Origin of the sequence: Flavivirga rizhaonensis (genome assembly GCF_004791695.1) — a bacterium.
Classification (GTDB): Bacteria; Bacteroidota; Bacteroidia; order Flavobacteriales; family Flavobacteriaceae; genus Flavivirga; species Flavivirga rizhaonensis.
The window spans coordinates 1-15,275 of sequence record NZ_SRSO01000025.1; the positions used below are offsets into that span (position 1 = coordinate 1).

General features: G+C 32.6%; 10 protein-coding genes. 1 reads left to right on the top strand and 9 read right to left on the bottom strand.

The features are described from left to right. Positions 1-354: 354 nt before the first annotated feature. Positions 355-3,291, bottom strand: a complete 2,937-nt coding sequence (locus tag EM932_RS15870; RefSeq protein WP_135878187.1) for an FAD-binding and (Fe-S)-binding domain-containing protein — start codon at positions 3,289-3,291, stop codon at positions 355-357. 158 nt (positions 3,292-3,449) lie between these two features. Here EM932_RS15870 and EM932_RS15875 point away from each other — a divergent pair, with 158 nt between their 5' ends. After that, entirely contained in the window at positions 3,450-3,941 is a 492-nt protein-coding gene (locus EM932_RS15875; RefSeq protein WP_135878188.1) for an outer membrane beta-barrel protein, read from the top strand. 150 nt (positions 3,942-4,091) lie between these two features. Here the strand turns inward: EM932_RS15875 and bshA are convergent, their stop codons facing one another. From bshA to EM932_RS15915, 8 genes are all read right to left on the bottom strand, one after another. Then, positions 4,092-5,228 carry an N-acetyl-alpha-D-glucosaminyl L-malate synthase BshA gene (gene bshA / locus EM932_RS15880; protein ID WP_135878189.1) on the bottom strand — a complete coding sequence of 379 codons (1,137 nt, stop codon included), beginning with the start codon at positions 5,226-5,228 and terminating at the stop codon, positions 4,092-4,094. Between the two features lie 82 nt (positions 5,229-5,310). Continuing rightward, positions 5,311-8,229, bottom strand: coding sequence for a glycoside hydrolase family 3 N-terminal domain-containing protein (locus EM932_RS15885; RefSeq protein ID WP_135878190.1), 2,919 nt, complete (start codon positions 8,227-8,229; stop codon positions 5,311-5,313). A gap of 497 nt (positions 8,230-8,726) precedes the next feature. Then, a complete protein-coding gene (serB, locus tag EM932_RS15890) occupies positions 8,727-9,950 on the bottom strand; it encodes a phosphoserine phosphatase SerB (RefSeq protein ID WP_135878191.1) in 1,224 nt (407 codons plus the stop codon). Between the two features lie 519 nt (positions 9,951-10,469). Further along, positions 10,470-10,955: an ABC transporter ATPase gene (locus tag EM932_RS15895; RefSeq protein WP_135878192.1), complete on the bottom strand. Its 486-nt coding sequence runs from the start codon at positions 10,953-10,955 to the stop codon at positions 10,470-10,472. A gap of 47 nt (positions 10,956-11,002) precedes the next feature. Then, a complete protein-coding gene (locus tag EM932_RS15900) occupies positions 11,003-11,794 on the bottom strand; it encodes a (Fe-S)-binding protein (protein WP_135878193.1) in 792 nt (263 codons plus the stop codon). A gap of 45 nt (positions 11,795-11,839) precedes the next feature. Then, on the bottom strand, positions 11,840-13,147 hold the full coding sequence (locus tag EM932_RS15905; protein WP_135878194.1) for a (Fe-S)-binding protein: 1,308 nt from the start codon (positions 13,145-13,147) through the stop codon (positions 11,840-11,842). A 5-nt stretch (positions 13,148-13,152) separates the two neighbouring features. Beyond that, positions 13,153-14,085 carry an MlaD family protein gene (locus EM932_RS15910; RefSeq protein ID WP_135878195.1) on the bottom strand — a complete coding sequence of 311 codons (933 nt, stop codon included), beginning with the start codon at positions 14,083-14,085 and terminating at the stop codon, positions 13,153-13,155. Positions 14,086-14,134: 49 nt separating this feature from the next. Next, a complete protein-coding gene (locus EM932_RS15915) occupies positions 14,135-15,232 on the bottom strand; it encodes an N-acetylmuramoyl-L-alanine amidase family protein (protein ID WP_135878196.1) in 1,098 nt (365 codons plus the stop codon). Positions 15,233-15,275: the final 43 nt, after the last annotated feature.

Here is a 15,275-nt window from a genome sequence, read left to right on the forward strand (position 1 = left end):
AGTCTGGGATGTAGGTTATTAAAGAAATAGGGCAAAAAAAAATCGGAACTCAGATTTGTTCCGTAGGCTTTTATTGCAATAAAATAACATAATAATGCCTTTTTATTTGGTTTTTAACATAGAAACTCACGTTATTTAAGAAAGAGAACGACCTGTTCAAAAAGGTTTCTAAGCATCACGTTTCTAGTTTTTTTTGAGATTTCTAAATAATTATGTATACTAACATATCATTACAATGAGATTCTACTTTTGATACTTATTACTGTTTAGGGGTTATATTTCTGGGTATACCATAGCTTACTGAAATACGCTTATTTTAAGTCACTGTTATTAATATAGTTAACAGCTAAAATATCATATTGAAGTCACGTTAATCAACGCTTCTTTTAAAATAGTAACTGGGTGTTTTGCTTCTCGTTGTGTGCCATCTTTTATTTGATGCCTGCAACTAGTCCCATTTGCTGCAATAATAACATCCTTAGGTGCTTTTCTAACAGCAGGAAAAAGCGTTTGCTCTCCTATTTGCATGCTCACATCATAATGTTCTCTTTCATAGCCAAAACTTCCAGCCATACCACAACAACCACTAGGTATGATGGTTACTTTATAGTTTCTTGGTAAGTTTAAAACGGCAAAACTAGATAATTGATTCCCCATCGCCTTCTGGTGGCAATGGCCATGAAACTTAATAGTTTTTTCTTCTAGTGTAAATTGCTCTTGGGTTATATGACCTAACGTTATTTCTTGCTGAATAAATTCTTCTATTAAAAAAGTAGATTTCGCTATACTTTCTGCAGAGGTTTTATCGTCAGCTAATTTTAAATATTCATCTTTAAAAGTTAAAATAGCTGATGGCTCAATTCCTAATAATGGCGTGCTTTCTGAAACTTTGTCTTTAAAAATATCAATGTTTTTATTAGCAAAATATTTAGCTTGTTTTAGTAATCCTTTTGATAAAAATGCACGCCCGGACTCAACATTATCAATGATTTCTACAAAGTAATTTAAACGCTTTAAAAGCTCTAATGCGTCTACACCAATCTTAGCATCTAAATAATTGGTAAACTCATCATTAAACAAATACACTTTTTTAATATAATTACCTCTGCGCCTTTTTATTTTAAACATGTCGTAATAAGCGTTCAAACTACGTTTGGAAATTAGCGGTAGTTCTCTGCTTTTAGCGATTCCAAAAGATTGCTTTAAAATGGCGGATGTTAGCCCATTAGAAAATATAAAATTAGTAAGCTTAGGCAATTTACTTCCCAAGCTATTTAACTTATTATTATAAGCAAATAATTTTGTTCGCAATGATACACCATTTGCTTTTTGATATTGGTATTGAAATTCGGCTTTTAAGCTTGCAACATCTACACTACTAGGGCATTCACTAGCACAGGCTTTACAACTTAAACATAAATCGAAAACCGACTTTAGTTCTTTATGGTTAAATCGATTTGCTTTATCTGAATTCGTTAAAAACTCACGTAATGCGTTGGCTCTTGCTCGGGTTGTATCTTTTTCATCTCTTGTGGCTCGATAACTAGGGCACATAGTACCTCCAAATTCAGGAAGTTTTCTGCAGTCTCCAGAACCATTGCACTTTTCGGTTTCTCGTAATATACCTTGAGATTTTGAAAAATCAAGTAGTGTTTCTATTTCTGGTTCTTCTCTGTTGGAAACATAACGCAACGAGGCATCCATTGGAAGTGCATCAATAATCTTCCCCGGATTAAAAATGGTATCAGGATCGAATGCTGCTTTTATTCGTTTTAATATATCATAATTATCAGCTCCAATCATCATTGATATAAACTCAGAACGTACAATACCATCTCCATGCTCTCCACTCATTGAGCCTTTATAAGATTTCACCAAATGAGCTACATCTGTTGTTATTTTTCTAAACAACGCTACGTCAGTTTGCTTTTTTAAATCTAAAATTGGACGCAAATGAATTTCTCCGGCTCCTGCATGGGCATAGTATACGGCTTCTTGATTATAGTCTGCCATAAGTTTTGCAAAATCCATAATATAATTAGATAAATCTGGCAACGCCACTGCCGTATCTTCAATACAAGCAACTCCTTTTTTATCGCCAACTATGTTCCCTAAAAGTCCTAATCCTGCACTTCGTAAATTATTTGCTTTGTTAATATTATCACCTTCAAGTACTGGAAATGCATAACTTAAACCTGAAGATTTTATAGCTTCCAATAAGTTTTTTACTAAAACTTCTACATCGTTTTTATTATCTGCTCTAACTTCACACATTAAAATAGCCTTGGGATCTCCTTCAATAAAACGTCTGTTTTCTTGTTGTGTTTTATTATGTTTTGTACAATCTAAAATGGTTTTATCCATCATTTCACAGGTGTACAAATTATGCTTCATAACAGGCTCAACTGCTTTTAAGCAGCTTTCTATGCTATTAAAATGCGCCGCTACCATAATGCCTTCTTGTGGCGGTAATTTATCTAGTTTTAAAGTTATTTGTGTAGTAAAAGCCAATGTACCTTCACTTCCCGAAAGCAATTTACACATATTGAATTTCTCTGAAGTATCTGTAAACACTTCAGATTTTATTAATTCATCTATAGCATACCCTGTATTTCTTCGGTGAATTTCTGGGTTTGGAAAATTGTCAACAATCGTCTTTTGAGTCGTTTCAGAAATAAGTTCTGAATGTATCATTTTATAAATATGACCTTCTAATGACTGTTCTTTTGTTTTATTAATAAATTCATCTGAAGACATTTCTCCAAATATAGCATCGCTCCCATCACTTAAAACTGTTTGTAATTCCAGAACTTTATCACGTGTCACCCCATATTGTATTGATGTGGTTCCTGATGAGTTATTACCAACCATACCCCCTATCATACATCTGTTAGAAGTAGACGTATTTGGTCCAAAAAATAAGCCAAAAGACTTTAAATAGTTATTTAATTTATCGCGTACTACACCAGGTTGAACAGTAACAGTTTGCGCTTTTTCATCAAGACCTATAATCTTTGTGAAATATTTAGATACATCTACCACAATACCTTCTCCTACACATTGCCCTGCAAGCGATGTCCCAGCTGTTCTGGGGATTAAAGACGTCTTGTGAGTTTTAGCAAAGGTTATTAAAAGCTTTATATCTTCTTTGTCTTTAGGATATGCAACTGCCAAGGGTAATATTCTATACACGGAAGCATCTGTTGCATATATTGATTTTATTAAATCGTCATAATATAGCTCACCAGAAAGCTTATCTTTTAATCCTTGAAAATGTGGACTCAACACCATGTTTAATAAATATGTTTATAAATCTAAAAAGATGTTAAATATAAATACAATTTTGGCGTTATTTTTGTTTAACCGATCAAATCTTAATAGAATAATCTTTTTAATTAAAAATATCGTATATCAATCATATATCATTAATCAAATTAAACTTTAAACTTATGAAAAAATTACTTTTATTGTCAGTTGCCATTTTTGGATTCACTTTTATTTCAAACGCTCAAAGCATTTCAGATAATGCTATAGGGTTACGATTAGGAGATAGTGATGCTTTTGGTGCCGAAGTATCTTATCAGCGTGCTCTAGGTGATAATAATAGATTAGAAGTGGATTTTGGCTGGAGAAACGGAAGAGACTATGATGGTTTTAAACTTGCTGGATTATATCAGTGGGTATTTCCTTTAGATGGTTCTTTCCATTGGTATGTTGGTGCGGGTGGTGGCCTTGGATCTTATAGCATTGACCTTTCTAACAATAGAGACGAAACGGATACCTTCCTTTTTGCTGCTGGTGATATTGGTATTGAATATAATTTTGAAATTCCATTATTGATTTCATTAGATGCCAGACCAGAAATTGGTTTTGGTGATGATGCTTATGATAATGATGACTTAGATTTTGATATTGCTTTAAGTGTTCGTTATCAATTCTAAACTAGGAAAAACATGAGGTCTAAAAAGTGATTAATCTTGTCATTCAGAGCAACGCGAAGAATCTTATTCCACTCATAATCAGAGACATTTATTTTAAAGAGATTCTTCATTACATTCAGAATGACACTTTTTAGACCTCAATTATACTTTTTACAACACCAAGCACTTCGTTAAAGTATCTTCATAAATAGCTTCATACTGCGGCACTATAGCATGTAAATCGAATTTTAAAGCTTCTTTTCTTGCTTTGTCCTTAAAAGACTGCAACCTTTTTTCATCGCTTAAGATATGAAGGGCATTCCTTGTCATATCTTCTACATCTCCTACATTGCTTAAAAATCCAGATAAACCATGCGCATTTACTTCAGGAATCCCTCCTGTATTACTAGATATAACGGGTACATGAGACGCCATAGCTTCTAACGCAGCCAAACCGAAACTCTCCGTTTGAGAAGGCAGCAAAAACAGATCACTAAAGCACAGTATTTTATCTATTTCGTTACTTTTTCCAAAGAAAATAACTTTGTCCAAAATACCTAATTCTTGGCAACGGCGCTCTATTTTTTCACGTTCTGGTCCCTCTCCAACCAGCATCAATTTAGCTGGTATTTCTTTTTGAATATTATAAAAAACAGAAATAACATCCTGAGCACGTTTTACAGGACGTAAATTACTAATATGCGTAATTATTCTTTCGTGATCGGCTGCCATCATACCGCGTTGACAATCTGTAAAATCATGTTTATATTTATCTAAATCAATAAAGTTTGGTACAACATGAATATCATTTTTAATATTAAATAACCTCAATGTATCGTCTTTTAAACTTTGTGATACTGCTGTTACTGCATCTGATTTATTAATACTGAATGTGACTGCTGATTTATAAAATGGATGACTTCCTACAAGTGTAATATCGGTTCCGTGCAATGTTGTTACTATAGGCACATAAATACCTTCTTCTTGTAACATTTTCTTAGCCATATAGGCAGCATAAGCATGCGGAATAGCATAATGAACATGTAAAATTTCTATTTTATGAAGCTTTACCATGTCTACTAATTTACTCGACAAAGCCAGCTCATAGGGCTGATAATGAAACAACGGATATTCTGGAACGTTTACCTCATGGTAATGCACATTGTTACTTAACAATTCCAACCGTACCGGTTGTTTATAAGTAATAAAGTGAACTTCGTGCCCTCTTTTAGATAATTCCAAACCCAGTTCTGTGGCAACAACCCCACTTCCTCCAAATGTTGGATAGCAAACAATTCCTATTTTCATATTTTTTAATTCTGTATATATAAAGTTATAATAGTTTAAGTTTTTCAACTTTAAATACTATTAATTTAACTTTAAGTACTTTTTAATCTTCTATCGCTTCGTAAATCAAGCGTTGTATTTCGGTTCTAATATTTTCTCTCAACAATAAATTTTTCCCAGCTTTAGGATATGTTCTATTTGCTAAGAAAACATATACGATTTCTTCTTCTGGATCAGCCCAAGCATAGGTTCCTGTAAAACCTGAATGCCCAAAGCTTGTCATAGATATACAACCACATGTTGGTCCTTCCTCTCCCAACTGCGGCTTATCAAAACCAATGCCTCTTCTATTTCCTTCGCTACAATAATAACACGTATTGAACTTATCTATAGTTTCTGGTTTTAAATAACGTTTACCTCCATAAAACCCTTTTTGCAAGTACATTTGCAAAATTTTTGCTACATCGTTGGCATTACTAAAAATACCTGCATGTCCTCCAACACCATTTTGCATAGCAGCTCCCATATCATGAACAAAACCATGTACCTTTTGATGTCTATAATAATCGTCTACTTCTGTAGGTACAATTTTCTTACTACTTATTTTATAGTATGGGTTATACAATGTATAATTGGCTCCTAATGATTGATAAAAATGGTCTTGCACTAATTTATCTAGTGTTTTGTCGTAATGATCCTCTATAAATTTCTTTAAAATATAATATGGAAAGTCACTATACCTATATCTTAGTGTTGTTAATAATTCTGAGTCCTTAATAATGCCATTTATAGAGTCTTTATAATCAGACCTTAAGTATAAATTCTTAGTGACTTCTATATTGAATTTATTGGTTCTTTTTCCTCTATAATATTTTTTGCTTGGTCGTTTAGTAACGGTATCCAAAGTATGATAATAAAATGGTTCCCATGGTCTTAATCTCGCATAATGAGATAACATACTTTTTATTGTTATATCCTCTTTATTTGAGCCTTTGTATTCTGGTAATATTTTTGAAAGTTTGCTATTTAATGATACAATACCATTCTCTTCTAATTCCATTAACAATGGCAACGTAGCTAATATTTTCGTTAAAGATGCTACATCGTAAATATCATCAAACTGTACTTTGTTTTTTGCATTATAAGTATGTTTACCAAAATTCTTGTTATATATAACTTGTCCTTTTCTTGCTACCAATAATTGAATTCCTGGTGTCATTTTATGATTTACTGCATGCTGCGCAATAGAATCTAATCGTTTTAACTTCTGGGAACTCATACCTACACGTTCTGGAATTGTATACCCTAGTCTTTTAATAGTATTAATATTCAATCCATCGCCTTCATTAAAAAATGCTCCAATTGATACTGGTAAATGCCCTTTGGCAGGAATAGCGCCAAAAATGAGTTGTGCAGATTTTTGTTGTGCTATATCACTATTTTGATAACTAACTACTATACTCTCTATATTCTCAATACTCTCTATTTCTGAAAGTGCATAAGGTTTAACAAAAGCATCTAAAATAACGGTATGAGTTTGAGCTATTTCTTGTAGCCAAGCTAATTCCTTTTTGGTAAATTGATACTTCTTCCACGGGCTATCATTAGAACGATGCAAACCAATAATTACTGTGTTATATACACGAAGTTTTTTACTTAAATCGCTTAATTTTTCTGCCTCAATATGATGTACTTTTGCATACTTTTTTAATTCATTAAAAAATGTAGAACCACTATCATCTCCCAAATTAACATAAGCAATCGTTTTGGTTTCTAACTCCCTTAAAGGTATAAAATGCCTATCATTTTTCACAACAGTAATAGCATTTTCAATCAATTCTTCATATAAAATATCATCTTCTAACCTATTCAAATCTTTTGTTAAATTATATAGACCAATAGGTTTATAATCATACAATCCTACTTTATATTTTGCCTGTAATATCTTTTTAACCGAATGAGCCAAACGTTCTTCTGTTATATCTCCTTTATTGCAGGCTTCTATAATTTTAGAGGCCCCTATACCAACATCTTCGGACATTAACATCACATCGTTCCCTGCATTAAAGGCAGCTAAATCTATATCACCTGTTTCACTAAAGTCTGAAGCGCCTTTCATTGTAAGAGCATCAGTAAATATAAGCCCTTGAAAACCTAAAGAATCTTTTAAAATATCTGTAACAATATGTTTTGATAATGATGAAGGATACCCTGGGCGGGATTCTAAACTAGGCACATTTAAGTGTGCTACCATAACACTAGATAATCCTTCTTTAATAAGTTTTTTATATGGGTATAATTCTATAGAATCAATACGTTTTTCATTAAAATTTATAGTTGGTAATGTTTCGTGTGAGTCTTGATCTGTATCTCCATGACCCGGAAAATGTTTTGCGTTAGCCAAAACACCAGCCGTCTGCATACCTTTCATAAAAGCAGATGCCTTTTCGGTTACATTATCTCTATCTTCACCAAAAGATCGATTGCCTATTATTGGGTTTTTAGGGTTTGTATTAATGTCTACAACCGGAGCGAAATTAAAATGAACACCTAAGCGCTTGCAATGCTCACCTATCTTTCTCCCTGTTTGCTCTATAAGATCGTTATCTTTTATAGCTCCAAGCGTCATATTCCATGGAAATGAATAAGTGGAGTCCAAACGCATACTTAACCCCCATTCTGCATCCATTCCAACTAATAATGGTGTTTTAGAAAACGATTGTAATTCATTATTCAATTTTGCTTGTCTAACTGGACCTCCATTTGAATAAATTAAACCGCCTATATGATAATCTTTAATTAACTGAACAATTTTATTTTTTGAAGCAGCGTCTTGGTCGGACATGACTTGCACCATAAATAATTGTCCTACTTTCTCGGCTAAAGTCATGGATTCATAAATACTATCTACCCATTTTTTTTGAGCTGCTAAATCTTCAGCTAATAAAGGGTTTTTAGTTGTTTGACTAAACGTAGGTAAAATTGTAAAAAGGAAAGTTATTATATAAAAAACACGGTGCATAAAAGAATGAATTAGAGGCTTTAATAGCAATTAATTTGTCACTTACAATAATGCCAAATTAACACTTTTAAAGAGAAGATAAAAAGACTTTTAGAGAGTTTTTTAAAGAAATAGTAATCTCCTATTTTTAAACGTAGCTAAATTAGCATTTGTAAACAATAACTTACACGCCTTATTTGAACTCAAAACTATATTTTAAATATAACCGTTATGAAGACTATATTTTATAAACTAGAGTGTTTACTTCTTTATTTTGGGAGGTCAATAAAAAATTCTTGTAACCGACGATCCTCGAGACGAGCCATAGGGGTATTTCGTCAGTTTCATACCCAATCAAATTGAGCATAGATTTTGACTTTTAGGTCAAAAATTGAAATTTTGTATTTTTCCTCTCCCAGAACTGCCAAAAAAGACAGTTCTGACCTCTCTGAAGGAAAGGTGAATAGGAAACCCCGACACAAAGGTCGGAGAATTTTTAGAGTAAAGTATTTTGCCATCTAATCTATTAAATCTATATGCCTATCGTGATAGCCTAACAAATACAACACCCCGTCTAATCCTATGCTAGAAATAGAACTTTGCGCATTGTCTTTTACCGTTGGTTTAGCATGAAAAGCAATCCCTAATCCTGCAAGGTTAAGCATTGGTAAGTCATTTGCCCCATCACCAACAGCTATGGTTTGGCTAATATCTATATCTTCATTTCTAGCAATTTCTTTAAGATACTCTGCTTTTTTATTGCCATCAACAATATCACCAAGGTAGCCACCAGTTAAAACACCATCTTTAATTTCTAATTGGTTAGCATACACATAATCCATACCTAATTTTTCTTTTAAATAGTGTCCAAAATATGTAAATCCACCAGAAAGAATAGCTGTTTTAAACCCATAGCTTTTTAAAGTATCTATAAGTCTTTTTGCACCTTTAGTAATAGGTAAATTTACGGCGACTTCTTGAAGTACTTCTTCACTTAAACCTTTTAAGAGTTTCATACGTCTTTTAAAACTTTCTGTAAAGTCTATTTCACCTTGCATGGCAGATTCTGTAATGGCTCTTACTTCATCACCAACTCCAGCTAACTCGGCTAATTCATCAATAACCTCTGTTTGTATTAATGTAGAATCCATATCAAAACAAACTAAACGCCTGTTTCTTCTGTATATATTATCTTCTTGAAATGCTATATCTACATCTAATTCGCTTGAAATCTGCATAAATTTCTCAGTAAATTCAGACTTATTATCTATTTTTCCTCTAATAGAAAGTTGTATACATGCCCTAGGATATTCTTCCTCTTTAACAAGAGATAAACGCCCAGTAAGCCTTTTTATAGAATCTATATTTAAATTCTTTTCAGATACTATTTTTGTTACTTCAGATATCTGCTCGGCAGCCAGTTTTTCTCCCAAGATAGTAACAATATATCGATCCTTACCTTGTAGCGTTACCCAATTTTCATAATCATCGTGGGTAATTGGTGTAAACTTTGCCTGAATACCAAGTTCATAAGCTTTAAAAAGTAAATCTTTTAATACGGCTGCAGATTTTTTCCCAGATTCTATTTTAAACAGGATCCCTAATGATAATGTATCGTGTATGTTTGCTTGTCCAATATCTAAAACTTTGGCGTTATATTCTGCCAAAACAGATGTTAAACTAGATGTTAATCCTGGTTTATCTTGCCCTGAAATATTTAATAAAATAATATCGTTAGCCATAATTGCATGTTTACGCTTTAGAAGCATAAAAATCATTATTCTATTTGATATATGAAAGTTTTTTGAGGTTTAATACCTATACCTTCCCGAATTTTGTAGTTATCTTAAATTTTAAGATTTACTTTTAAAAATTAATTAGACATTCAATAAAAAATCGAAAAGAATAGCAATCCAGGTAAGGTATAATAAAATAACGTTAGTTTCTATTTATTTTTTTATAAAAACAACATTAAAGATATGATTTTCAAGTGTTTGTCATTTTTACAGAGCGAAGTATGAGCCTTTCGACTTTAGTTTATGCTGAGCGTAGTCGAAGTACTCAAGATAAACTTTCGAGAAATCTCATAAGGATGGGATTCCTCTTCAATAGCTACGCTATATACGTTCAAGTAAAATATATTTTACCCTCCATAGCATTCGGAATGACATAGTTTCTTTATTAAAACAATTAAACAACTGATTGTTAGGTTTTAATATATCTCACGTTAAAATATTATTCAAACCTACGAAAGCATTGAGCTATTTAATAAATCTGCTGTGCCAGCTTTCACTTGCAGGAACCTCCCAGTTTTCTTTAAATTCTGAAATATTTGTTACTAAATTGTTGAAGACAATAGTGTTTTTAGAAACCGCCTTATCCTTTGCCATTCTCTTAAAGTCAACAAGTGGCTTATATGCAATATATTCTCCTTGTTTGTAAGATACATTCATTTTGTCCATTAAATCGACATTATACTCTTTTTCTAATTGTTGAATAAAATGAACTGAAGCATCAATAGAGCAACCTGTTGCAGTATTCAAATTTTGATTTAAACCTATAATTATAAATCGTTTATACTTTATTAAATGTCCTGCTTGTAAATCACTTCCGTGTGCAGTCCAGTTTTCAATAAACATGTTTAATTTTGATTGAATTTCTTCTATCTCTTGCTCTGTAAATGAGCGATTGGCCTGGTATATCCAAACTCGTGATTCTTCTGGTAATGTATTGAAGTCTACTAACATTTTAGTCAATTAAATAAAGTGAATTCCTATTTGCTCTGCAATTAAAACTATAAATCCTGAGCATTAGCAATTAATTCTGCAATGTCCATAACGGCTACATCGGCTTCTTTTTCTTTAGCTTTAACACCATCTGTCATCATGGTATTACAAAACGGACAGCCAGCAGCAATGATTTCCGGCTTGGTTTCTAAAGCTTGTTCGGTACGCTCTACATTTACTTCTTTATCACCTTTTTCAGCATCTTTAAACATTTGAGCACCTCCTGCACCACAACATAAACCGTTACGTCTGCAATTTTTCATTTCAACGAGTTCTGCTTCTAATTTTTGTATAAGCGCTCTTGGTGCTTCATAAACATTATTGGCTCTTCCTAAATAACATGGGTCATGAAATGTAATACGTTTTCCTTTAAATTGTCCGCCTTCTACAGTTAAGCGCCCTTCATCCAACAACGTTTTTAAAAACTGCGTATGATGCATAACCTCATAATTGCCTCCTAATTCTGGATACTCATTCTTTATGGTGTTAAAACAATGCGGACAGGCTGTTACTATTTTTTTTACTTCATAGGCATTTAAAACCTCTATGTTAGTTACTGCCTGCATCTGAAATAAAAACTCATTCCCTGCTCTTTTAGCTGGGTCTCCAGTACAACTTTCTTCTGTTCCTAATACTGCAAATTCAACATTGGCTTTGTTTAATAGTTTAACAAATGCTTTTGTTATTTTTTTTGCTCTGTCATCAAAACTACCTGCGCAACCAACCCAAAATAGTACTTCTGGTTGTTTGCCTTGAGCCATAAATTCTGCCATTGTTGGCACTTTTAGTAATTCGCTCATCTTTTATTTTGATTTTTTGTATGATACACTTTAAGCATAAGTAAACTATTCATTTTTCCAATTTAATCGATCCATTTGATTGTATGGCCATGGTGCGCCATTGTTTTCAATATTAGTCATCATATTATTTAACTCTACAGGGGCAGCAGACTGCTCCATAACTAAATAACGACGCATCTCTAAAATGATTGATAGTGGATCTATACTTACAGGACAAGCTTCTACACATGCATTGCATGAGGTACATGCCCAAAGCTCTTCTCTTATTATATAATTATCTAATAATTGGTTTCCATCTTCTACAAATTCACCTTTATTGGCATCAATGTTTTTACCGACTTCCTCTAAACGGTCTCTGGTATCCATCATGATTTTACGAGGTGACAATTTCTTACCTGTTTGATTTGCTGGACACTCACTAGTACAACGTCCGCATTCTGTACATGTATACGCATTTAACAACTGAACCCAACTTAAATCTTGTACATCACTTGCTCCAAACTTAGAAGGCACTTCACCTTCTGCTTCTTCTGCTGGTGCTGCAAATGGATCAACGTTAGGATCCATCATCATTTTAACTTCTTTTGTAACGGCTTCCAAATTATCCATCTGTCCTTTAGGCTGTAACTTTCCGTAATATGTATTTGGAAATGCTAACAGGATATGTAGATGTTTTGAGTAGTAGAGGTAGTTTAAGAAAACTAATATACCAATAATGTGTACCCACCACGCCCCTCTTTCAATAAAATGCAATGTAGTATCTGATAAACCACTAAACCAAGGTGCTATAAATTGACTAATTACATTGCCTGAATTGATATCCTGAAAATGAATATCTGTAGCGTTCATAACTAAAAACAGGGTCATCAATACCATTTCAAAATACAGAATATAATTCGCATCATTTTTTGGCCAGCTTGTCATTTCCGATTTCCAAAAACGCTTCAATTTTATAATATTTCTTCTAATCCAAAAAAGGGTTACAGATACAAAGACTAAGACTGCCAATATTTCAAAAGCTCCTATTAAAACGCCATATAAACTTCCTATGGAAGCAAAAACACGATGTGTACCAAATAAGCCATCAATAATGATCTCTAAAACTTCTATATTGATGATTATAAAGCCAATATATACTACAAGGTGCAGAAAACCAGCAATAGGACGGCGTACCATTTTACTTTGCCCCAAGGCAATCATCGTCATGTTTTTCCATCTCTGCGATTTATTATCACTAACATCCACATCACGACCCAACTTAATATTTCTGGCAAGTTTTTTTACGTTCTTAACAAAAAAACCAATACCAATTATTAGTACAATAGCAAAAAGAATATTAGGTATATAATGCATATGGCTTATTTAGTTTCTTCCTCTTTATATGGAATTTCTTTTTTTGATAAAATCCTGAAATAACGCTTCGGGTGTAGTTTGATATCTTTTAACAACGCTTCCATTTCTTTAGTTGCTCCTTCTAAATTATTGTATAAGGTTTCATCTTTAAGAAGTTTTCCCATAGAGCCTTCTCCTTTATTAAGAGCTGCTAACATACCGTTTAAATTGTTAAGCGTTTTATTTAAAGTCTCTACAGTCGTACCTATATTAGCATTTTTTAATTCGGTACTTAAAGCAGCCAAGCCTTCACTGGTTGTTTTAAATTTTTCAAGAATACTAGCTAAATTCTTATCATTTTTAGAAAGCACACTATTAACTGTATTAGAGGTTGTTTTAAAGGATTTTAAAGTTTCGTTTAATTCTTTGATAGTGCTTTTTAATCCTGCTTCAGAATTATCATTAATAAATTCATCTAAACTAGTAAATAGTGTATCTGTAGCTCTTAATGTAGAATTTAACTCACTGCTAATTCCTGAAAAGTTTTTGGAAAGACTAGATACTAAGCCTGCTTCTACCTCAGATTTTAAAACATCACCCGATTTTGCAATGTCCCCATCTTTAGCTAATACTATGGCTATGGCATTCCCTCCCATTAAACTAGTTTCATAAAGTCTAACGACACTATTTTTAGAAAACTTCAACTCTTCATTTACAAAAAATGATACTCTGGTTTTTCCTGTTTTAAAGTCATAAGTAATGTCTTTAACTTTCCCTACAGGGTTACCTCGAACTGTGACTACAGACGATTGGTTTAAGGCATTATAATCAAACTCGGTGTAATAAACATTATTAGAATCGAATAGATTTTGACCTTTTAAATAATTAAATCCAAAAATAAATAGGATGATTCCTAATATTAATAAAATGCCTGTTTTAACTTCTTTTGATATTTTCAAACTAAAATGTATTAGAAAACAAATTTAAAATAAATTTGAAAGAAACCGCTTAATTGGTAGCTGTTTTTAAAGCGTCAACTAATGCTATCTTTTTTCCGTTTTTAAAAGCTACTATAAAACTAGAAGTATATCCTTTTTTTGCAGCTTCTGCTTCCAAGCCTTTTATTTTATCATAATTGGACGAAGCTCCATAAAAATATTTATAAACATTCCCATCCTTTAAACGAGAAACACCTTCTAATCCCTTAAAGTTATAGGGCTTTGTTTCAAGGGGGTTGGCACCTGCCGCAATCTGAACTTTAAAAATGATATCGCCTGTTATCAATTCAACAGGTTTTGTAGTATCATTTACAATAGAATAATCGTTCACATTTTTATCTAAGCTGTTTTTATATTCTAAAATAGCCTTAACTATAGAACTAGACATTTGTTGTTGTCCTTTTTTTGAATTTAAATAAGCCCCTTCTTTTCTATATGATAGAAAGCCTGTTTCAACTAAAACACTTGGCATGACAGTTTGATGCAAAACAATAAATCCAGCCTGTTTAACACCTCTGTTTTTACGTTTTAATGAATGCGTAAATTTATCCTGTATTAAGCTTGCCAGCATAATACTTTGATCTAGGTATTCTTCTTGACTTAGTAAAATACTCATAACAGATTCCGGTGAATTAGGATCGAAGCCTGCATAATTTTTTTCATAGTCATTTTCAAGAAAAATTACCGAATTCTCCTTTTTTGCAACTTCAAAATTTGTTTCGTTTCTATGTGTTCCTAACACAAATGTTTCTGTTCCGTGGGCTTGGGATTTATGCGAATTACAATGTACAGACACGAATAAATCTGCATTAGCTTTATTTGCTATCTGTCCCCTAACAAACAAATCAATAAACACATCTTTCTTTCGTGTATAGATTACTTTAATATCAGGATTTTTCTCAAGTTGCCTCCCTACTTCTAAAACAATTTTTAAGGCAATATCCTTTTCTTTATAACCATTACCTAAATTACCTGGATCATGTCCACCATGACCCGCATCCAAAACAACAACAAACTTTCCATTACCAAAATCCTCACCTTTTTTAAATGACGAAAATGTTAATACTATTATAAAGGATACGAAAAGTAATACTCTGTGCGTTTTCATGTGGTATATATAATTAATTTTAATCAAAAACATGCAACAACCT

Coding starts and splice junctions, on each gene's coding strand:
- EM932_RS15870 (WP_135878187.1), bottom strand. CDS start 3,291: ATGGTGTTGAGTCCACATTTTCAAGGATTAAAAGATAAGCTTTCTGGT.
- EM932_RS15875 (WP_135878188.1), top strand. CDS start 3,450: ATGAAAAAATTACTTTTATTGTCAGTTGCCATTTTTGGATTCACTTTT.
- bshA (WP_135878189.1), bottom strand. CDS start 5,228: ATGAAAATAGGAATTGTTTGCTATCCAACATTTGGAGGAAGTGGGGTT.
- EM932_RS15885 (WP_135878190.1), bottom strand. CDS start 8,229: ATGCACCGTGTTTTTTATATAATAACTTTCCTTTTTACAATTTTACCT.
- serB (WP_135878191.1), bottom strand. CDS start 9,950: ATGGCTAACGATATTATTTTATTAAATATTTCAGGGCAAGATAAACCA.
- EM932_RS15895 (WP_135878192.1), bottom strand. CDS start 10,955: ATGTTAGTAGACTTCAATACATTACCAGAAGAATCACGAGTTTGGATA.
- EM932_RS15900 (WP_135878193.1), bottom strand. CDS start 11,794: ATGAGCGAATTACTAAAAGTGCCAACAATGGCAGAATTTATGGCTCAA.
- EM932_RS15905 (WP_135878194.1), bottom strand. CDS start 13,147: ATGCATTATATACCTAATATTCTTTTTGCTATTGTACTAATAATTGGT.
- EM932_RS15915 (WP_135878196.1), bottom strand. CDS start 15,232: ATGAAAACGCACAGAGTATTACTTTTCGTATCCTTTATAATAGTATTA.